The 18306-nt window shown below is 71.1% G+C and carries 19 protein-coding genes; 13 read left to right on the forward strand and 6 right to left on the reverse strand.

Features of this window, described 5'->3' with window-relative positions:
* The first annotated feature begins 361 nt into the window (after positions 1-361).
* The 7 genes from hemL to ccsB all read left to right on the forward strand — a co-directional run bounded on the left by hemL (position 362) and on the right by ccsB (position 8210).
* On the forward strand, positions 362-1678 hold the full coding sequence (gene hemL / locus CW362_RS05710; protein ID WP_103548257.1) for a glutamate-1-semialdehyde 2,1-aminomutase: 1317 nt from the start codon (positions 362-364) through the stop codon (positions 1676-1678).
* A complete protein-coding gene (locus tag CW362_RS05715) occupies positions 1675-2376 on the forward strand; it encodes a histidine phosphatase family protein (protein WP_103548258.1) in 702 nt (233 codons plus the stop codon). Before hemL ends, CW362_RS05715 begins: the two co-directional genes overlap by 4 nt.
* Before the next feature lie 151 nt (positions 2377-2527).
* Positions 2528-3796: a polysaccharide deacetylase family protein gene (locus CW362_RS05720; protein WP_103548259.1), complete on the forward strand. Its 1269-nt coding sequence runs from the start codon at positions 2528-2530 to the stop codon at positions 3794-3796.
* A 66-nt stretch (positions 3797-3862) separates the two neighbouring features.
* A complete protein-coding gene (locus CW362_RS05725; protein WP_103548260.1) occupies positions 3863-4480 on the forward strand; it encodes a TlpA family protein disulfide reductase in 618 nt (205 codons plus the stop codon).
* A 50-nt stretch (positions 4481-4530) separates the two neighbouring features.
* The gene (locus CW362_RS05730) at positions 4531-5268 is read left to right on the forward strand and encodes a cytochrome c biogenesis CcdA family protein (protein ID WP_103548384.1); all 738 of its coding nucleotides are present in this window, start codon (positions 4531-4533) and stop codon (positions 5266-5268) included.
* A 3-nt stretch (positions 5269-5271) separates the two neighbouring features.
* Positions 5272-7092 carry a cytochrome c biogenesis protein ResB gene (resB, locus tag CW362_RS05735; RefSeq protein WP_103548261.1) on the forward strand — a complete coding sequence of 607 codons (1821 nt, stop codon included), beginning with the start codon at positions 5272-5274 and terminating at the stop codon, positions 7090-7092.
* Positions 7089-8210, forward strand: coding sequence for a c-type cytochrome biogenesis protein CcsB (gene ccsB, locus CW362_RS05740; RefSeq protein ID WP_206300873.1), 1122 nt, complete (start codon positions 7089-7091; stop codon positions 8208-8210). The genes resB and ccsB overlap by 4 nt, the downstream gene beginning before the upstream one ends.
* A 78-nt stretch (positions 8211-8288) precedes the next feature.
* Here the strand turns inward: ccsB and CW362_RS05745 are convergent, their stop codons facing one another.
* The 4 genes from CW362_RS05745 to CW362_RS05760 form a co-directional block, all read right to left on the reverse strand.
* Positions 8289-9389, reverse strand: a complete 1101-nt coding sequence (locus CW362_RS05745; protein ID WP_206300874.1) for a hypothetical protein — start codon at positions 9387-9389, stop codon at positions 8289-8291.
* A 165-nt stretch (positions 9390-9554) separates the two neighbouring features.
* On the reverse strand, positions 9555-10013 hold the full coding sequence (locus CW362_RS05750; protein WP_103548262.1) for a nucleoside deaminase: 459 nt from the start codon (positions 10011-10013) through the stop codon (positions 9555-9557).
* Positions 10014-10078: 65 nt separating this feature from the next.
* The gene (locus tag CW362_RS05755; RefSeq protein ID WP_103548263.1) at positions 10079-10747 is read right to left on the reverse strand and encodes a class I SAM-dependent DNA methyltransferase; all 669 of its coding nucleotides are present in this window, start codon (positions 10745-10747) and stop codon (positions 10079-10081) included.
* 37 nt (positions 10748-10784) lie between these two features.
* A complete protein-coding gene (locus CW362_RS05760; protein WP_103548264.1) occupies positions 10785-11771 on the reverse strand; it encodes a quinone oxidoreductase family protein in 987 nt (328 codons plus the stop codon).
* A gap of 109 nt (positions 11772-11880) precedes the next feature.
* Between CW362_RS05760 and CW362_RS05765 the strand changes: the two genes are divergently transcribed.
* Entirely contained in the window at positions 11881-12216 is a 336-nt protein-coding gene (locus tag CW362_RS05765) for an ArsR/SmtB family transcription factor (RefSeq protein WP_240657669.1), read from the forward strand.
* A 100-nt stretch (positions 12217-12316) separates the two neighbouring features.
* Positions 12317-13387: a DMT family transporter gene (locus CW362_RS05770; RefSeq protein WP_103548266.1), complete on the forward strand. Its 1071-nt coding sequence runs from the start codon at positions 12317-12319 to the stop codon at positions 13385-13387.
* On the opposite strand, the gene CW362_RS05775 is transcribed toward CW362_RS05770, so the two are convergent.
* Positions 13272-14177, reverse strand: a complete 906-nt coding sequence (locus tag CW362_RS05775; RefSeq protein WP_162683972.1) for a LysR family transcriptional regulator — start codon at positions 14175-14177, stop codon at positions 13272-13274. The genes CW362_RS05770 and CW362_RS05775 overlap by 116 nt on opposite strands.
* A gap of 21 nt (positions 14178-14198) precedes the next feature.
* Positions 14199-14597 carry a PLD nuclease N-terminal domain-containing protein gene (locus CW362_RS05780; protein ID WP_103548267.1) on the reverse strand — a complete coding sequence of 133 codons (399 nt, stop codon included), beginning with the start codon at positions 14595-14597 and terminating at the stop codon, positions 14199-14201.
* Positions 14598-14686: 89 nt separating this feature from the next.
* Between CW362_RS05780 and CW362_RS05785 the strand changes: the two genes are divergently transcribed.
* The 4 genes from CW362_RS05785 to CW362_RS05800 are packed head-to-tail and all read left to right on the forward strand — an operon-like array spanning position 14687 to position 18268.
* Complete coding sequence (locus CW362_RS05785; RefSeq protein ID WP_103548268.1) at positions 14687-16138, forward strand: menaquinone biosynthesis decarboxylase; 1452 nt, start codon at positions 14687-14689, stop codon at positions 16136-16138.
* Positions 16135-17037 (forward strand): menaquinone biosynthesis prenyltransferase MqnP, encoded by a 903-nt coding sequence (gene mqnP / locus CW362_RS05790; protein WP_103548269.1) that lies wholly within the window; start codon positions 16135-16137, stop codon positions 17035-17037. The genes CW362_RS05785 and mqnP overlap by 4 nt, the downstream gene beginning before the upstream one ends.
* A 31-nt stretch (positions 17038-17068) precedes the next feature.
* Positions 17069-17758 carry a UbiX family flavin prenyltransferase gene (locus CW362_RS05795; protein ID WP_103548270.1) on the forward strand — a complete coding sequence of 230 codons (690 nt, stop codon included), beginning with the start codon at positions 17069-17071 and terminating at the stop codon, positions 17756-17758.
* A gap of 54 nt (positions 17759-17812) precedes the next feature.
* On the forward strand, positions 17813-18268 hold the full coding sequence (locus tag CW362_RS05800) for an Lrp/AsnC family transcriptional regulator (protein ID WP_037627278.1): 456 nt from the start codon (positions 17813-17815) through the stop codon (positions 18266-18268).
* The last annotated feature ends 38 nt before the right edge of the window (positions 18269-18306 follow it).

Here is an 18306-nt window from a genome sequence, read left to right on the forward strand (position 1 = left end):
AAGTCGCGCGACCCCCGCCACGCAACCCGATCATCGTGACAGTGACCTCCCCCACGGTCGCACGACGAAACGTGCGCCGAAACACCTGTCCGCGGGATCTTCGCGGCCCCTGAACACCGTCGTTCATGTGACCTGTCCGTTCGTGTCCCAGTTTCGCAGATGGCCGGGGGAAGGGACCCGGTTGTCGTCCCGGGCTCCGTCACACCGGCCCGGCGATGGCCGGGATCATTCCTCTGTGGAGCCGTACGTCGGGCCGGGGCGCTCCGTTCACGGCGCCCCGCTCTTCCCCTCACGGCCCACCGGGGCCCCTGGCCTACCCTGAGGAGGTCACTAGCCCCCGGAGACGGAGACGTCGCAGGTCATGACCGAACTGCCTTATCCCTACGAAGCCCCAGCCTCGCAGTCGCTGTTCGACCGTGCGGCGGCCGTCACACCAGGTGGCGTGAATTCTCCGGTGCGCGCCTTCCGCGCCGTGGGCGGTACGCCCCGGTTCATGGTGTCCGGTACCGGACCGTACCTGACCGACGCCGACGGCCGTGAGTACGTCGACCTCGTCTGTTCCTGGGGGCCGATGATCCTCGGGCACTCCCACCCCGAGGTCATCGCCGCCGTGCAGGCGGCCGTCGCGCGCGGTACGTCCTTCGGTACGCCCGGTGAGGGGGAGGTCGCCCTCGCGGAGGAGATCGTCGCCCGCATCGAGCCCGTCGAGCAGGTCCGGCTCGTCTCCAGCGGCACCGAGGCGACCATGTCGGCCATCCGGCTCGCCCGCGGGTTCACCCGGCGCACGAAGGTGATCAAGTTCGCCGGCTGCTACCACGGCCACGTCGACTCGCTGCTCGCCGCGGCGGGCAGCGGGGTGGCGACCTTCGCGCTGCCCGACACGCCCGGTGTCACCGGTGCCCAGGCCGCCGACACGATCGTCCTGCCCTACAACGACCTCGAGGCCGTGCAGGCCGCGTTCCACGCGCACCCCGGCGAGATCGCCTGTGTGATCACCGAGGCCTCGCCCGGCAACATGGGCGTGGTGCCGCCGGCGCCCGGTTTCAACCAGGGCCTCAAGGACGCCTGCGCGAAGAACGGTGCCCTCTACATCTCCGACGAGGTGATGACCGGCTTCCGTACCAGCAGGGCCGGCTGGTACGGGATCGACGGCGTGCGTCCCGACCTGATGACGTTCGGCAAGGTGATGGGCGGCGGCTTCCCGGCCGCCGCGTTCGGTGGCCGCGCGGACGTGATGGAGCACCTGGCGCCGGCCGGGCCGGTGTACCAGGCGGGCACGCTCTCGGGCAATCCCGTCGCCACCGCCGCCGGGCTCGCGCAGCTGCGGCTGCTCGACCAGGCCGCGTACGACAAGGTCGACGCGGTGTCGGCGCGGATCCAGGAGCTGGTGACCGAGGCGCTCGCCAAGGAGGGTGTGACCCACCGTCTGCAGCGCGCCTCCAACATGTTCTCGGTCTTCTTCACGGGCCGTGAGGTGCGCGACTACGAGGGCGCGAAGGCGCAGGAGTCCTTCCGCTACACCGCGTTCTTCCACTCGATGCTGGCGCAGGGCGTCTACCTGCCGCCGTCCTCGTTCGAGTCGTGGTTCGTGTCGACGGCCCATGACGACCAGGCGGTTCAGAGGATCGCCGACGCCCTTCCGGCGGCGGCGCGGGCAGCGGCGGAGGCCACGGCATGAGCGAGAACAGCGGCAAGAACGGCGCGGGCGACATCACGGTCGTCCACCTGATGCGGCACGGCGAGGTCGCCAACCCGGACGGGGTGCTCTACGGGCGGCTGCCCGGGTACCACCTGTCCGAGCTGGGGCGGCAGATGGCCGACCGGGTGGCCGAGCACCTCACCTCGCGCGACGTCACGCACGTCGTGGCCTCGCCGCTGGAGCGGGCGCAGGAGACGGCCACGCCGATCGCGAAGGCCCACGGGCTCGACCTGGCGACCGACGGGCGGCTCATCGAGGCCGACAACGTCTTCCAGGGCAAGACCTTCGGTGTCGGGGACGGCGCGCTGCGGCGGCCGGAGAACTGGAAGCACCTCGTCAACCCCTTCAAGCCGTCCTGGGGCGAGCCGTACGTGGACCAGGTCGTGCGCATGATGGGGGCGCTGGACGCCGCCAAGGACGCGGCGCGCGGCCACGAGGCGGTGCTGGTGAGCCATCAGCTGCCGATCTGGATCGTCCGCAGCTACGCGGAGAAGCGGCGGTTGTGGCACGACCCGCGCAAGCGGCAGTGCACCCTGGCCTCGCTGACGACGTTCACCTACCGCGGCGACAAGATCGTGTCCGTGGGCTACACCGAGCCCGCGCGCGATCTGGTTCCGGCTCACCTCCTCGCGGGCGCCAAGCCGGTGAAGGGGAAGGCCAAGGCGTTCGGGGCCTGATGGTTCGGAACGGAGAGCCGGTCCAAATGGGCGCATATTCGTAAAATCGTATAAATCCGAGCGCGTTAAACGGAACCCCCGTCTTCGTCGTGCCCTCTCATGGGATACAAGCTGAGAGTCAGCTGAGAGGGTGCGATGAAAAGAGGACCGTATGCGCAACGTCAGCCGAAGAGGAATGATCGGCCTCGGTGCGGGTGCGGCGAGCGCGCTCGGACTCGCCGCGTGCGGTACGACCTCGGGCAAGGAGACCCCGCGACACCCTGACGCCTCCACCTCCGCCTCGTCCGGCACCGGCCGGCCCGGCGCCCCGAAGAAGCCGGTCATGCGTCTCATCGGCGACGGCTCCACCGCCTACACGGGCAAGCAGCCGCGCCAGCCGGAGGCCCCCGTGCCGCTGGAACCCGGCGAGACCCCGCCGCAGTTCGTGGTCTTCTCCTGGGACGGGGCCGGAGAGGTCGGTACCGGCCTCTTCGACCGCTTCCTCCGGCTCGCCAAGGAGAACGACGCGCACATGACGTTCTTCCTCTCCGGGCTGTACCTGCTGCCCGAGTCGAAGAAGCGTCTGTACGACCCGCCGAACAACCCCCGCGGCGCCTCGGACATCGGTTACCTCAGCGACGAACACGTCCGCTCCACCCTGAAGCTGGTCCGTCAGGCCTGGCTCGACGGCCACGAGATCGGCACCCACTTCAACGGCCACTTCTGCGGCGGCTCCGGCTCGGTCGGCAACTGGACGCCCCGGCAGTGGACCAGCGAGATCGAACAGGCCAAGTCCTTCGTCAAGGAGTGGCGCACCAACACGGGCTGGACCGACCTGCCCCCGCTGCCCTTCGACTACGAGAAGGAGCTCATCGGCGCCCGCACCCCGTGCCTGCTCGGCCAGAACAACCTGCTGCCCGCCGTCAAGGAGCTCGGCTGGCGCTACGACGCCTCCTCGCCCGGCGGTGTCCAGCGCTGGCCGCAGAAGAAGCAGGGACTGTGGGACCTGCCCTTGCAGGCGATGCCCTTCCCCGGCCACCGCTTCGAGGTCCTGTCGATGGACTACAACATCCTCGCCAACCAGTCGATCGCCACCACCCGGGCGCCCTCGTACAACTACCCGGGCTGGCGCACCCAGGCGTCCGCGTCGTACGTGGCCGGGTTCAAGCGGGCGTACGAGACGAACCGGGCGCCCTTCTTCATCGGCAACCACTTCGAGGAGTGGAACGGCGGCATCTACATGGACGCCGTCGAACACGTCTTCACCCACATCGCCCGGGAGAAGGAGAAGGGCTCCGACGTGCGCATGGTCTCCTTCCGGCAGTTCGTGGACTGGCTGGACGTCCAGCGGCCCGAGGTACTGGCGAAGCTCCAGTCGATGGACGTGGGGGAGGAGCCCGCCGGCGGCTGGCACCGCTACCTCCGGGGGCAGGCCGCCTGAAATGCGGGTTTCGGCCCGCAAGGGGGGTGCGGAAGATCCCCGAAACGGGCATGCGAAACTTTTCACATGAGTGCCGCCTGCCGCGCAGACCAGCGCCCGAACCGCCCCCGCGCCGCCCTGTACACCGCGGGGGCCGCCCTTGCCGCGCTCCTGCTGTCCGCGTGCGGCTCCGGCGGCACCTCCGGTGGCGGCGGCGGCAACAACTTCGTCAAGGGCAAGGACGGCATCTCCACCGTCGCCAAGGGGTCCAGGGCCGCCGCCCCGGACCTCTCCGGCAAGACCGTCGACGGCAAGCAGGTCGACGTCGCCGACTTCAAGGGCAAGGTCGTCGTCCTCAACGTGTGGGGCTCCTGGTGCCCGCCGTGCCGCGCCGAGACGCCCAACCTCGTCAAGGTCGCCAAGGAGACCGCCGCCAAGGGCGTGCAGTTCGTCGGCATCAACACCCGTGACGGCAGCATCGCCCTGCCCCGGGCCTTCGAGAAGGAGCAGGGCGTCCCGTACCCCAGCCTGTACGACCCGACGGGCAAGCTGATGCTCCGCTTCAAGAAGGGCACGCTCAACCCGCAGACGATCCCCTCCACGATCGTCATCGACCGGGACGGGAAGATCGCGGCCCGCACGCTCCAGGCGCTCAGCGAGGACAAGCTGCACGAGATGCTCGACCCCGTCCTCGCGGAGAAGTGACCGCCGTGTCCCTCCTCCAGACGACCACGAACCTCGCCGCCGCGACCGACATGAACACCACGGTCTACAGCGGCGCCCTGCTGCTCGCGCTGCCCATCGCCGTGCTCGGCGGGCTCGTCTCCTTCTTCTCGCCGTGCGTCCTGCCGCTGGTGCCCGGCTACCTGTCGTACGTCACCGGTGTCAGCGGCACGGACCTGGCCGAGGCCCGACGGGGGCGGATGGTCGCCGGGGCCAGTCTCTTCGTGCTCGGCTTCACCGCCGTGTTCGTCTCCGGCGGTGCGCTGTTCGGCTACTTCGGCTGGACGCTGCACGAGTACAGCGGCACGATCAGCAAGGTCCTCGGGGTGCTGATGGTCGTGATGGGCGTGTTCTTCATGGGGCTGATGCCCTGGCTCACCCAGCGTGAGTTCCGCTTCCACAAGCGGCCGGTGACCGGGCTCGCGGGGGCGCCGGTCCTGGGCGCGCTCTTCGGCGTCGGCTGGACGCCGTGCCTGGGCCCGACGCTCACCTCCGTCAACCTGCTCTCCATGGACCAGGCGAGCGCCGGACGCGGGGCCATACTGACGGTCGCCTACTGCCTCGGCCTCGGCGTGCCCTTCGTCCTCACCGCGGTCGCCTTCCGCAAGGCGCTCGGCGCGTTCGGCTGGGTGAAGCGTCACTACGCCTGGGTGATGCGGATCGGCGGCGGAATGATGATCGCGACCGGACTTCTCCTGCTCACCGGTGCCTGGGACGGCATCGTGCAGCAGATGCAGGCCTGGTCCGACGGTTTCACGGTAGGGATCTGATCCATGAGCAGCACTGACACCGGCAGCACGGCCGGCCCCGACGCCGGCGAGCCGGCCGGCGAGGACGTCCTGGCCTCCCCCCGGGAGGCGGGGGACGCCCACGAGATCGGCGAGGCCGGGTCGCAGCTGTCCACCGCGCCGGTCGAGACGGCGATGCCCGGCTCCTTCGGCGGCTCCCGCGCTCCCGGCGCCACCGGTTGGCTCGCCTGGACCGCCCGCGAGGTCACCGGCTGGGCCCGCTGGATCTGGCGCCAGCTCACCTCGATGCGGGTCGCGCTGATCCTGCTCTTCCTGCTGTCGCTCGGCGCCATCCCCGGATCACTGATCCCGCAGTCCGGCACCGACGCGGACAAGGTGCAGGCGTTCAAGGACGCGCACAGCGTGCTCGGTCCGCTCTACGACCGGCTCGGTCTGTTCCACGTGTACAGCTCGGTGTGGTTCTCCGCGATCTACATCCTGCTGTTCGTCTCGCTCATCGGCTGCATCGTGCCCCGCACCTGGCAGTTCGTCGGACAGCTGCGGGGCCGTCCGCCGGGCGCCCCCAAGCGGCTGACCCGGCTGCCGGCGTACACGACCTGGCGCACCGCCGCGGAGCCCGAGCAGGTCCGTGAGATCGCGCTGAAGGTCCTCAAGGAGAAGCGCTTCCGGGCGCACGTCGACAAGGACGCCGTCGCCGCGGAGAAGGGCTACCTGCGCGAGGCCGGCAACCTGCTCTTCCACATCGCGCTGATCGTGATGCTCGTCGCCTTCGCCTGGGGCCAGCTCTTCAAGTCCGAGGGCGACAAGCTGATCGTCGAGGGCGGCGGCTTCGCCAACGCGCTCATGTCCTACGACGACTTCAAGTCCGGCAACCTCTTCAGCGTCGACGACCTGACACCGTTCAGCTTCGACCTGAAGAACTTCACCGGCACCTACGAGCGGACCGGTCCCAACAAGGGCACGCCCCGCACGTACCAGGCGGAACTCACCTACAGCGAGGGCGCCTACGGCAAGGAGCGCAAGACCGTCGTCAAGGTCAACGAGCCGCTCGTGATCGGCGACACGAAGGTCTATCTGACCGCCCACGGCTACGCGCCCACCGTGACCGTCCGGGACGGCAGGGGCAAGGTCGTCTTCCACGACGCCGTGCCCCTGCTGCCGCTCGACTCCAACGTCACCTCGCAGGGCGCCATCAAGGTCATGGACGGCTACCGGGACGCGCGGGGCGAGTTCGACCAGCTCGGCTTCTCCGCGTTCTTCGTGCCGACGTTCGCCGGGGCGGGCAAGGGCGACATGTTCTCCCAGTTCCCCGCGCTCGACTACCCCGTGCTCGCGCTGAGCGGCTTCCACGGCAGCCTCGGTGTCAACGCGGGCCTCCCGCAGAACGTGTACCAGCTCGACACGACCCACATGAAGCAGTTCAAGGACGCCAAGGGCGAGATCCTCAAGGCGCGGCTGCGGCCCGGCGAGACGATGACGCTGCCGGACGGCGCCGGGTCGATCACCTTCGACAAGGACATCAAGGAGTGGGCGAACTTCCAGGTCACCCAGCAGCCCGGCAGTGACTGGGCGCTGGCCGGGGCGTTCGCCGCGATCGTCGGACTCGCCGGTTCGCTGTTCATCCAGCGCCGCCGCGTCTGGGTGCGGGCGACCACCGGCGACGACGGCGTCACCGTCGTCGAGATGGCCGGGCTCGGCCGCAGCGAGTCCGCGAAACTCCCCGAGGAGCTCGGCGACCTGGCCGCGCTCGTGCACGAACAGGCACCCACCACGTCCGACGAGGACGCGGCACCCGCCGACGCCGAACCCCCCGTACCCGCCGCCGAAGGGGCCGAGAAGCAGTGACGCTCGCCACCGCACACGACCTGGGCGCCGTGACCGAACTGGCCACCGCGACCAACGAACACCTCGCCAACATCAGCAACACGCTGATCTACTCCGCGATGGCCGTCTACACCCTGGCCTTCTTCGCCTTCATCGCCGAGTGGCTCTTCGGCAGCCGCAGCAAGGTCGCCCGCACCGCCAGCGCGCTCACCGCGAACGGTGCGCAGGCGGCCGCGGCGGCCCCCGCGGTCACCGCGCGGAAGGGCGGCACCACCACGGTGCTGGAGCGGCCGAAGGTCGTCACCCGCTCCGCCTCGGGCGCGCGGGACGTGCCCGACGGGCCCGGCGCCCACGGAGGGGACGAGCAGGGCGACCTCTACGGGCGGATCGCCGTGTCCCTCAGCGTGCTCGCGTGGGGCGTCGAGGCGGCCGGTGTGCTCGCCCGCGCCCTGTCGGTGCGGCGGGCCCCCTGGGGCAACATGTACGAGTTCAACATCACCTTCTCCACCGTGGCCGTCGGGGTCTTCCTCGTCCTGCTCGCGCTGAAGAAGAACGTCCGCTGGCTCGGCCTGCCCCTGATCACCACGGTCCTGCTCGACCTCGGTCTCGCCGTCACCGTCCTGTACACCGCGAGCGACCAGCTGGTCCCCGCGCTGCACTCGTACTGGCTGTACATCCACGTCTCGACGGCGATCCTGTGCGGCGCCGTCTTCTACGTGGGCGCCGTCAGCACGATCCTGTACCTGTTCAAGGACTCGTACGAGAACAAGCTCGTGAACGGCGGCAAGCCCGGCCGGTTCGCCACCTCGGTCATGGAGCGCCTGCCCGCCTCGGCCTCGCTCGACAAGTTCTCCTACCGCGTGAACGCCGCCGTCTTCCCGCTGTGGACCTTCACGATCATCGCGGGCGCGATCTGGGCGGGCGACGCCTGGGGCCGCTACTGGGGCTGGGACCCGAAGGAGACCTGGGCGTTCATCACCTGGGTCGCCTACGCCTGCCACCTGCACGCGCGGGCCACGGCCGGCTGGAAGGGCCGCAAGGCCGCCTACATCGCCCTGATCGCCTTCGGCTGCTGGCTGTTCAACTACTACGGCGTCAACATCTTCGTCGGCGGCAAGCACTCCTACGCGGGAGTCTGACCCGCTCCGACGCGTGAAGGCCGGCCCCGCACGACTCCTGTCGCGCGGGGCCGGCCTTCGTCGTACGCCCCCGGCCGCCTACGCGGTGTCCCTGATGCACGGGGTGCCGTCGGGGGCCGGCGGCAGCGGGACGAGCAGGGCCCGCGAGGACGGGGAGGGGCCGGGCCGCCAGCCGGTGGCCCGGGCGGTGTCGGACAGCGCGAGGCGGCCCGCGTTGCGCAGCGCCGGATGCGTGTGGCCCCGTAGCGCGGCGAAGAAGACGGCCTGGTCCCTGATGCCGTCGGCGCGGTCGCGCAGGACCGGCTCCAGGAGTCCGAGGCCCGCGGGCTCCTGGACGTTGTCGATCAGCAGGACCGGGCGCCCCCGCCGGTGCGAGCGCCGGCCGACGCCCCCGTGCGCGTCGTCGAGGTCGGCCAGCAGCGCCCGTACGAGATGGCGTTCGGCGTGCCTGCGGGAGTCGCCGCCCGCCCGGAAGTGCCGGGAGAGCAGGAGCAGCGCGCGCTTGGGGCTCCCGCCCGCGTCCGGGTAGTCCCGGTACCAGCCGGCGGCCCTGCGCAGTCGGCGGTGGGCCGGGGAGACGCCCTCCGCGAAGGCCTCCAGGGTCGCCTCGACGACGGGCTCCACCACCGGACCCGTCGCGCTCATCGACGCGACGAGCCGGGAGACCACCTTGTCCACCCAGCGCCCCGCGAACCCCGACAGCCAGGACTCCGTCTCGCCGAGCAGCAGGAGGCGCTCCGCCTCCCGCCGGACGCGCGGCACGTCGCGGCCGCTCCAGCCGCCCGCCGCGACCGCCAGCAGTCCGGACGACAGCCGCGGGAACCCGGTCCGTCCGGCGCCCTCCACCGGTTCGGCGAGCTGCCCGGCGGCCGTGGTGAGCGCCTGCCCCACCGGCGACCAGCACGCGGCCGGACGGTCCGGGGGTGGCGCGCCGAACTCCCTTTCCTCGGCGTCGAGGAGAGCGGTGGGGGTGCGCCCGCGGTAGGCGTCGCGCAGGGCGAGGAGCACGGCGGTCTTGCCCAGGCCCCGGCCGCCGGCGAAGACCACGAAGGGCGGCTCCGCGGGATGTTCGTACGGCGTGGCGCGCGACTGGTACGGGCGCAGGCCCACCAGCCGTGACGCGAGTCCGGGCGGATCGGTGTCGAACAGCGCCTCCCGGCCGTGCAGCCCTGTGTGCACCGTTCCTCCCCCTGGTCCGTGGCCCGGTCCGATGTACTGCTGCGATGTGTATCAACATATGGGTGCGAAAGGGGCACTTGATTCGGGATAGGCCGCTCGGTGTCCGCTCCGGGGTCGTTCGCTTACGAAGGTGTCCCGCCGTCCGCCCGATGGTGATCGGACCGGTCATTCACCGATGTCCTCGTTCCACAGCGCCGGGTTCTTCTCGATGAAGCCGCGCATCAGCGCGGTGCACTCCGGGTCGTCGAGCAGCACGATCTGCACCCCGTGCCCGGCGAGCCAGTCGTGGCCGCCGTGGAAGGTGGCCGCCTCGCCGACGACCACCCGGGAGATCCCGAACTGCCGGACCAGCCCGCTGCAGTACCAGCACGGCGACAGGGTGGTCACCATGGTCGTGCCGCGGTACGACCGCTGCCGTCCCGCGTCGCGGAAGGCGGCCGTCTCGCCGTGCGCCGAGGGGTCGCCGTCCTGGACGCGGCGGTTGCGGCCGCGTCCGAGGAGGGTGCCGTCCGCGCCGTACAGCGCGGCCCCGACGGGGATCCCGCCCTCGGCGAGCCCGGCGCGAGCCTCCGCCAGGGCGGTCGCGAGCCACGCGCGGGCCTGTGCCTGATCGATGCGCTCCATGTCTCCACTGTCCCGCGGGCCGTCCTCTTCCGCGGCCGGAACACGGGGGCGGTGCGGGGAAGCGCTCAGGGCGCCGTCGCGGGGGCCGGGGGGTCTTCGGCCCTGCGGGCCAGGACGAAGGCCTGCGGGGTCTTCTCCCGGCCGTCGGCCTCGCGGACGAGACGGGCGACCTCGGACAGGCCGGCCGCCCGCAGGAGTCCGGCGACCCGCTCGGGCGGGAAGCGGTGGACGTCGAGGTCCACGTCATGGCCGTACGCGTGCTCCAGCCGGACCTGTTCGTCGCCGGCCTTGAACGCGATGAGCAGATGGCCGCCGGGGGCGAGGACACGGTGGAACTCGGCGAACATCACGGGCAGTTCGTCGATCGGCGTGTGCACGGTGGAGTACCAGGCGAGCGCTCCGGCGAGCGTGCCGTCCGGGATGTCGAGGCCGGTCATCGTGCCCGTCTCGAACCGCAGATGGGGATGCGCCCGCCGGGCCACCGCCACCATCCCGGGCGACAGGTCGATCCCGAACGCGTCGAGCCCGAGGCCCTCCAGACGGACCGTCACCCGGCCGGGCCCGCACCCGAGGTCCGCCACGGCCCCGCCCCCGCCGGCCCGCACCCGCTCGGCGAACGCCGCCAGCATCGCCGTGTCCAGCGGCTTCCCGTCCAGCTCGTCCTTGAGCAGCTCGGCGTAGTCGGCGGCGACGGTGTCGTAGGAGGCGCGGGTGGCGTGGAGGCGGGTCGTCATGGCGGTGAAGGCTAGACGGGGGGTGCGACGGCCACGGTCACGACCACTGCGAACCGGCCACCCGCAGCAGCAGCTTGCCCGTGCTCGTCCGCGATCCCATCAGCGTGTGCGCCTCGGCGGCGTCCTCCAGGGCGAACTCCGCCGTCACCGGCAGGCTGACGGTGCCGTCGGCCACCGTCTCGAACGCGCGCGAGGCGATGTCGCGGAGGGCGGCCGGGGCCGTCTTCGCCAGGCCGAGGATCGAGAACCCGGAGACCGACAGGCCGGTCGGGTAGAGCTCCGGCTGGCCCACCGTCCAGGGCTCCGCCGAGCTCGCGTTGCCGAAGGACACCAGCCGGCCGAAGGGCGCGAGGGAGGCGAGGGAGCCGCGCAGGGTCTCGCCGCCCACCGGGTCCAGGGCCAGGTCCACTCCGCGCCCGCCGGTCGCGGCGCGGACCTCGTCCGTGAAGGAGCCCACGAACACCTCGTCGTAGCCGTTGCCGAGGGCGTACTCGGCCTTCGCCGGGCCGGACACGACGCCGTACACCGTGCCGGCCCCGGCCGCCTTCGCCAACTGGCCGAGAACCGTGCCCACGCCGCCCGCCGCACCCTGGACGAGCACCGTCTCGCCGGGCCGGATCCGGCCCACCGTGTGCAGCAGCGCGTACGCCGTGGGCAGGACGGTGGGCAGTCCGGCGCCGGTGCGCAGCCCGATGCCGTCGGGCAGCGGGAAGACCGTCACGGCGTCGGCCACGGTCACCTCCGCGTACGCCCCGCCCTCCGTGAGCGCGGTGACCTCCTGGCCCACCCGCAGTCCCGTGACGTCCGGTCCGACCGCCCGGATCCGGCCCGAGACCTCGAGTCCGGGCACGAAGGGCAGGGCGGGGACGCGGTAGCCCTCCGACCTCGCCTTGAGGTCGGCGAAGTTCACGCCCACGTAGGCCACGTCGATGCTCACCTGCCCGGGGCCCGGGTCGGGGACCTTCGCCTCGGTGACCCGCAGCACCTCGGGACCGCCGTACTCCTGGAATTCGACCGTACGCATGGCACACCCCTGGTTGACGCTCGACTGTTCAATGAAAAGCGAACACTCGGGAGTGTATGGTTTTCATCGAACACTCTGCAAGCGGATCAGCGGGACCAGGGAGGCCGACGTGGCGGAGCGCACCAGTCACCGGGCGGCGCCCGAGCACGTCCACCCCGACGAGGTCCCCGTGCTCACCGCCCTCGCCGCGCTCGCCGATCCCGTGCGCATCCGGCTCGTCAGGGAGCTGGCCGGGTCCCCGGAGTGGAGCCGCAGCTGCGGCTCCTTCGACGTGCCCGTCGGCAAGGCCGCCCTCAGCCATCACTTCGCCGTGCTGCGCGGCGCCGGTCTCGTCGAGCAGCGTGACGAGGGACCCAAGCGGGTCAACCGGCTGCGCCGGGCGGAGTTCGACGCCCGCTTCCCGGGCCTCCTCGCCCTCGTCCTGCGCGAGGAGCCGGCCCTCTAGGAGCCCTCACCAGGGGTCATCGGCACCGCCGATGAGGGCATCGGCAGGACGCCCCGGTGGGCCGTGGCCCGCGGGGTGCCGCCGCTCCTACCTTCGGGGCATGACCTCAGCCACCGCAGTCGAGAACAAGGGCGCCGTCCAGCTCACGGCCGCCATGATGCTCTCCGGGACCCTCGGCGTCTTCGTCGTCGAGTCCGGGGCCTCGCCGTTCGACGTCGTCTTCTTCCGCGTCCTGTTCGGGGCCCTCGCCCTCGGCGGCTACGCGCTGGCCCGGGGCTACTTCCGGGGCCACGGCTTCACCCCGCGCACCCTCGGACTCGCCGCGCTCGGCGGGGTGTTCATCGTCTTCAACTGGGTCCTGCTCTTCCAGTCGTACGAGAACACCTCGATCTCCGTCGCCACCGTCGTCTACCACACCCAGCCGTTCTACGTGGTGCTGCTGGGCGCCCTGCTCTTCCGCGAACGGCTCACCGCCGCCAAGGCCGGCTGGATCGCACTGGCCTTCGTCGGCCTGGTCCTCGTCGCCGGTGTCTCCCCGGCCGACTTCGCGCACGGCGGCGCGTATCTCACCGGCGTCGGACAGGCGCTCCTCGCCGCGCTCCTCTACGGCCTCTCCACCCTGGTCACCATGGGGGTGCCCCCACGCGTTGAGCAGAGGGGGAGCGTCACCGGTGTCCGCCCGCACCTCGTCGCGCTCGTCCAGGTCGTCGTCGGCATCCCGCTGCTGCTCCCCTTCGCCGACTTCGGCGCGATGCGGGGGACCGGCGCGGACTGGGGCTGGCTGATCGGGCTCGGAGTCGTCCACACGGGGCTGATGTACGTCCTGATGTACGCCGCGTACGCCAAGCTCCCGACCGCGAAGATCGCGGTGCTCGCCTTCACCTACCCGGCCGTCGCGATGGTCATGGACTGGGCGGTGTACGGCCACCACATCGGGCTCGTCCAGGCCCTCGGCGTCCCGCTGATCGTGACCGCCAGCCTGAAGGTGACGCTTTCCGGGAAGACCGAGAGCGCCAGGAGCGTCATGGCCCGCCGGATCGCCGAGAACGCCTCGCTCACCCCGGCGGACCGGACTCCTCGGACACCAGTCGCCGGGCCCGCTCCACGAACAGCCGCGCATGAGCCGGAAGCCGCTTCCCGGCCCGCCAGGCGAGCTGCGTCCACAGCGTGAACGGCGGCTCCCAGTCCAGCCGTACGAGCTCGCCCCGCTCCAGTTCCGCGGCGACCGTCACCTCGGGCAGCAGCGCGATCCCGAGGCCGGCCGCCGCGGCGCGTTTGGTCGCCTCGATCGTGCCGAACTCGGTGAAGTCGGGGGAGGAGCCCTCCGGGAGGCGGGAGTCGATCTCCCGCTCGAACAAGTCCCGGTAGGCGCAGCCGGGTTCGGTGGCGAGCAGCGGGCGGCTCGGCAGGCGGGCCGTGTCCGGTGCCGTACCGGCGAGCGGATCGCCGGGCGCGGCGACCAGCGCGAGGGGTTCCCGCGCGAGCACCACGACCTCCAGACCCGCGTGCTCGGTCTCCGCCTCCATCAGGAAGCCGACGTCGTACGTGCCCTGGCGCAGGGCCTGGCGGGTCTCGTCGCCGATGGTCGTGCGCAGCGACAGCTTCACCCCGGGGTGACGGTGGTGGAAGAACTCCAGGAGCGGCGGCAGCCGGTACGAGGTGAGGGACTCCATCGTGCCGACGGTGAGCGCCCCGGAGGGTTCCCCGGCGTCGACGACCGCGGCCCGCGCCTCCTCGGTCAGCTCGATGATCTGCCGGGCGTAGGGCAGCAGCCGCTCGCCCGCCCCGGTCAGCCGGATCCTGCCGCCCAGCCGGTCGAAGAGCTCCGTGCCGAGCGAGGACTCCAGGGCGCGGATCTGGCCGGTCACACTGGACTGCGCGTACGCCAGCTCGGCCGCGGCCCGGGTGAAGCTCAGCACGGTCGCGACCTTCTCGAAGGTCACCAGCAGGCGCAGTTCCATCTCGGGACTCCTCAGGACCCTTCAGGACTCCTCGTCGGACCCGCCCCGGTCCTCGCGCCGGCGCAGTTCCTCCTCGCGGCGGCGCAGGTCCGCCTCCCAGTCCTTCAGCAGGGCCTCGTCCTTGCGGTTCTCGGCCTTGAGGGACTTCAGGAACTCGGGGTTGTCGTCGGGCGCGACGAACTCCGTCCGGTGGTTGCGGTGCCATTCGGAGGGGGTGGAGCCGCCCGCGGGGCCCCGGCGGTTGCGGCCCGCGACCAGCCAGGCGATCGGACCGACCAGCACCTCGCCGAAGAGCAGGATGATGATGACCCAGACCACCTTCGGCAGGCCCTTGACCTCCTCCTCCGGCGTGTTCAGACAGTCGATGAAGGCGTAGATCCACAGCGCCAGGACCAGCAGGAAGGGCAGATACCTGAGCATGGCCGAACGATCCCCCAGTGAGCGACGGCGGGGCGGCACGGGCCCCCCGGTGACGGGCACAGATTAGCGGGTGGCCGATACTTGGACACATGGCTTACGACGATCTTCGCTCCCTGCTCAGGGCGCTGGAGCGCGAGGGAGACCTCAAGCGCATCAAGGCCGAGGTGGATCCGTACCTGGAGGTCGGGGAGATCGTCGACCGGGTGCAGAAGGCCGGCGGGCCCGCGCTCCTCTTCGAGAACGTGAAGGGCTCCGCCATGCCCCTCGCGATGAACGTGTTCGGCACCGACCGGCGCCTGCTGAAGGCCCTCGGGCTGAAGTCGTACGGCGAGATCTCCGACAAGATCGGCGGACTGCTCAGGCCGGAGCTGCCGCACGGCTTCGTCGGCGTGCGCGAGGCCTTCGGCAAGCTCGGCGCGATGGCGCACGTGCCGCCGAAGAAGGTCAAGGACGCGCCGGTGCAGGAGGTGGTGCTGCGCGGTGAGGACGTCGACCTCGACGCCCTGCCCGCCCTGTTCACCTGGCCCGACGACGGCGGCTCCTTCTTCAACCTCGGGCTCACCCACACCAAGGACCCCGAGTCCGGCATCCGCAACCTCGGTCTCTACCGGCTCCAGCGCCACGACAAGCGCACCATCGGCATGCACTGGCAGATCCACAAGGACAGCCGCAACCACTACCAGGTCGCGGCCCGCAGGGGCGAGCGGCTGCCCGTGGCGATCGCCTTCGGCTGCCCGCCCGCCGTGACCTACGCCTCGACCGCCCCGCTGCCCGGGGACATCGACGAGTACCTCTTCGCCGGGTTCCTCCAGGGCAAGCGGATCGAGATGGTCGACTGCAAGACCGTCCCGCTCCAGGTGCCCGCCAACGCCGAGGTCGTCCTGGAGGGCTGGCTGGAGCCGGGCGAGATGCTGCCCGAGGGGCCGTTCGGCGACCACACCGGTTTCTACACCCCGCAGGAGCCGTTCCCGGCGCTGACCATCGACTGCGTGACGATGCGGCGCCGGCCGCTGCTCCAGTCGATCGTGGTGGGGCGGCCCCCGACGGAGGACGGGCCCCTCGGCCGGGCGACGGAGCGGTTCTTCCTGCCCCTGCTGAAGATCATCGTGCCGGACATCGTGGACTACCACCTCCCCGAGGCGGGCGGTTTCCACAACTGCGCGATCGTCGCGATCGACAAGAAGTACCCCAAGCACGCCCAGAAGGTGATGCACGCCGTCTGGGGCGCCCACATGATGTCCCTGACGAAGCTCATCGTGGTCGTCGACGCGGACTGCGACGTCCACGACCTGCACGAGGTCGCCTGGCGCGCCCTCGGCAACACGGACTACGCCCGTGACCTCACCGTCGTCGAAGGCCCGGTCGACCATCTCGACCACGCCTCCTACCAGCAGTTCTGGGGCGGCAAGGCGGGCATCGACGCGACGAGGAAGTGGCCCGAGGAGGGCTACACCCGGGACGGCGGCTGGCCCGAGATGGTGCTGTCCGACCCGAAGACGGCGGCGACGGTCGACCGCCGTTGGAAGGAGTACGGGCTGTGAGTTCAGCTTCCGCGGCGCTTCCGCAGCCGGGCCGCACCAAGGCGTTCCTGCGCCTCGTCATGATCGAGCACTCGGTGTTCGCGCTGCCCTTCGCGTACATCGCGGCGCTGACGGCGATGTTCGAGGTCGACAAGAACATCCACTGGGGAAAGCTGCTCCTGGTGACCGTCGCGATGGTGGGTCTGCGCACCTTCGCCATGGCGGCGAACCGGATCATCGACCGCGAGATCGACGCCCGCAACCCCCGTACGGCCCAGCGCGAACTGGTCACCGGCGCGATGAGCGTCAAGCACGCCTGGACCGGCGCGCTGATCGCCCTGGTCGTCTTCCTCGGTGCCGCGGCCCTGCTCAACCCGCTGTGCCTGGCGCTGGCGCCCGTCGCGGTCATCCCGATGGTCGTCTACCCGTACGGCAAGCGGTTCACGAACTTCCCGCAGGCCATCCTCGGGCTCGCCCAGGCGATGGGCCCGGTCGGCGCCTGGATCGCCGTCACCGGCTCCTGGTCCTGGGACGCGGTCCTCCTCGGTCTCGCGGTCGGCGTCTGGATCGGCGGCTTCGACCTGATCTACGCCTGCCAGGACGTCGAGACGGACCGCGAGATCGGTGTGATGTCCGTGCCGGCCCGCTTCGGCATCCCGGCCGCGGTCACGGGCGCGCGGGTCTGCCACGCGGTGACGACGGCGCTCTTCGTCGGGTACGGGGTGGCCACCGGCGCCGGAGCCTTCTTCTGGCTCGGTCTGGTGATCGTGGCGGGCGCGTTCCTCTACGAGCACTCCATCGTGAAGCCGCACGACCTGAGCCGGCTCAACCGGGCGTTCTTCCAGGTCAACGGCTTCATCGGGATCGCCCTGTTCGTGTGCGCCCTGCTCGACCTGCTGGTGCGCGGGCTGACGGTCTGAACATGGGCGGTGGCCGGATAGGCTCGACATCATGAAGCCAGGACAGACGCAGCGCCGGCCTTGGATCGTGGGGGTGTCCGGCGCGTCCGGTACGCCGTACGCGGCCGCGGTGCTGCGTTCGCTGCTGGACGCGGGGGAGAGCGTCGACCTGGTCGTCAGCAGGGCCTCGCGGCTCACGCTGCTCGACGAGACCGGCCTCCCCTTCCGTGACGCCCACTGGCGGGGCGACCTGCGCGCGTGGCTGGAGCGGGGCGCCGACGGCAAGCCCGGCACCTTCGACGTCCCCGACGAGCACCTCGACGCCGTACGGCACTGGAGCGCGGGCGACCTGGCGGCCGGGCCCTCGTCGGGCTCGTACCCGGCCCGGGGCATGCTGATCGTACCCGCCTCCACCGCGTGCGTGGCCGGGGTCGCGCTCGGCCTGTCCAAGGACCTGTTGCAGCGGTCCGCGAGCGTCACCCTGAAGGAGGGGCGCAAGCTGGTCGTGGCCGTGCGGGAGACCCCGCTGAACGGGCAGACACTGCGTCACCTGGTCTCCCTGGACGACGCGGGCGCCATCGTGCTGCCCGCCTCGCCGGCGTTCTACGCGGGAGCCACGCACATCCAGGACCTGGTGGACTTCGTCGCCGGGCGGGTCCTCGACGCGGCGGGCGTCGAACACGGTCTCTACCGCCGGTGGAAGGGCGAACTCGGGAGCGGTTCCCGGGGCGCGACCCCCTAGACTCGCAAGATTCTCAGGACTTCTCAGACCTTTTCAGTGGAAGGCTTCGATCGCATGGACGCGGTGGACAGGCAGCTCATCCAGGCCCTGAGGGAGAACGGCCGGGCCTCCTACGCGGAGCTGGGGCGCCTCGTCGGTCTGTCGGGACCCAGTGTCACCGACCGCATCAACCGGCTGGAGGCGGCCGGCGTCATCACCGGGTACCGCGCGACGGTCGACTCGGCCTCGCTCGGTCTCGGCGTCACCGCCCTGATCGGCATCTCGCTCTCCGACGCGGCCGACCACGAGGACGTGGCCCGGCGGCTGCGCGACCTCAGCGAGATCGAGGACTGCTGGTTCATCGCGGGCGACGACTCGTTCATGCTCAAGGTGCGCTCCAGCGACGTCGACGGACTGGAGAAGACCATCCGGCGCCTGTCCGGGACCAAGGGCGTCTCCCGCACCCGTACGACGATCGTGCTCTCCACGAAGTGGGAGAACCGGGTCGGAGAGCTGCCGGAAGAGGACTAGGCACACCCCGGGGGGCGAAAGGCCCAGGTGGGGGCTTT

The sequence above is a fragment of the Streptomyces populi genome (genome assembly GCF_002911015.1).
Classification (GTDB): Bacteria; Actinomycetota; Actinomycetes; order Streptomycetales; family Streptomycetaceae; genus Streptomyces; species Streptomyces populi.

Bases quoted from the DNA above. Each gene is read 5' to 3' on its own strand.
- CW362_RS05795 (WP_103548270.1), top strand. From the start codon at position 17,069: ATGAAGCCAGGACAGACGCAGCGCCGGCCTTGGATCGTGGGGGTGTCC.
- CW362_RS05755 (WP_103548263.1), bottom strand. From the start codon at position 10,747: ATGACGACCCGCCTCCACGCCACCCGCGCCTCCTACGACACCGTCGCC.
- CW362_RS05715 (WP_103548258.1), top strand. From the start codon at position 1,675: ATGAGCGAGAACAGCGGCAAGAACGGCGCGGGCGACATCACGGTCGTC.
- CW362_RS05800 (WP_037627278.1), top strand. From the start codon at position 17,813: ATGGACGCGGTGGACAGGCAGCTCATCCAGGCCCTGAGGGAGAACGGC.
- CW362_RS05725 (WP_103548260.1), top strand. From the start codon at position 3,863: ATGAGTGCCGCCTGCCGCGCAGACCAGCGCCCGAACCGCCCCCGCGCC.
- CW362_RS05730 (WP_103548384.1), top strand. From the start codon at position 4,531: ATGAACACCACGGTCTACAGCGGCGCCCTGCTGCTCGCGCTGCCCATC.
- CW362_RS05780 (WP_103548267.1), bottom strand. From the start codon at position 14,597: ATGCTCAGGTATCTGCCCTTCCTGCTGGTCCTGGCGCTGTGGATCTAC.
- CW362_RS05720 (WP_103548259.1), top strand. From the start codon at position 2,528: ATGCGCAACGTCAGCCGAAGAGGAATGATCGGCCTCGGTGCGGGTGCG.
- CW362_RS05775 (WP_162683972.1), bottom strand. From the start codon at position 14,177: ATGGAACTGCGCCTGCTGGTGACCTTCGAGAAGGTCGCGACCGTGCTG.
- resB (WP_103548261.1), top strand. From the start codon at position 5,272: ATGAGCAGCACTGACACCGGCAGCACGGCCGGCCCCGACGCCGGCGAG.
- CW362_RS05750 (WP_103548262.1), bottom strand. From the start codon at position 10,013: ATGGAGCGCATCGATCAGGCACAGGCCCGCGCGTGGCTCGCGACCGCC.
- CW362_RS05785 (WP_103548268.1), top strand. From the start codon at position 14,687: ATGGCTTACGACGATCTTCGCTCCCTGCTCAGGGCGCTGGAGCGCGAG.
- CW362_RS05760 (WP_103548264.1), bottom strand. From the start codon at position 11,771: ATGCGTACGGTCGAATTCCAGGAGTACGGCGGTCCCGAGGTGCTGCGG.
- CW362_RS05770 (WP_103548266.1), top strand. From the start codon at position 12,317: ATGACCTCAGCCACCGCAGTCGAGAACAAGGGCGCCGTCCAGCTCACG.
- hemL (WP_103548257.1), top strand. From the start codon at position 362: ATGACCGAACTGCCTTATCCCTACGAAGCCCCAGCCTCGCAGTCGCTG.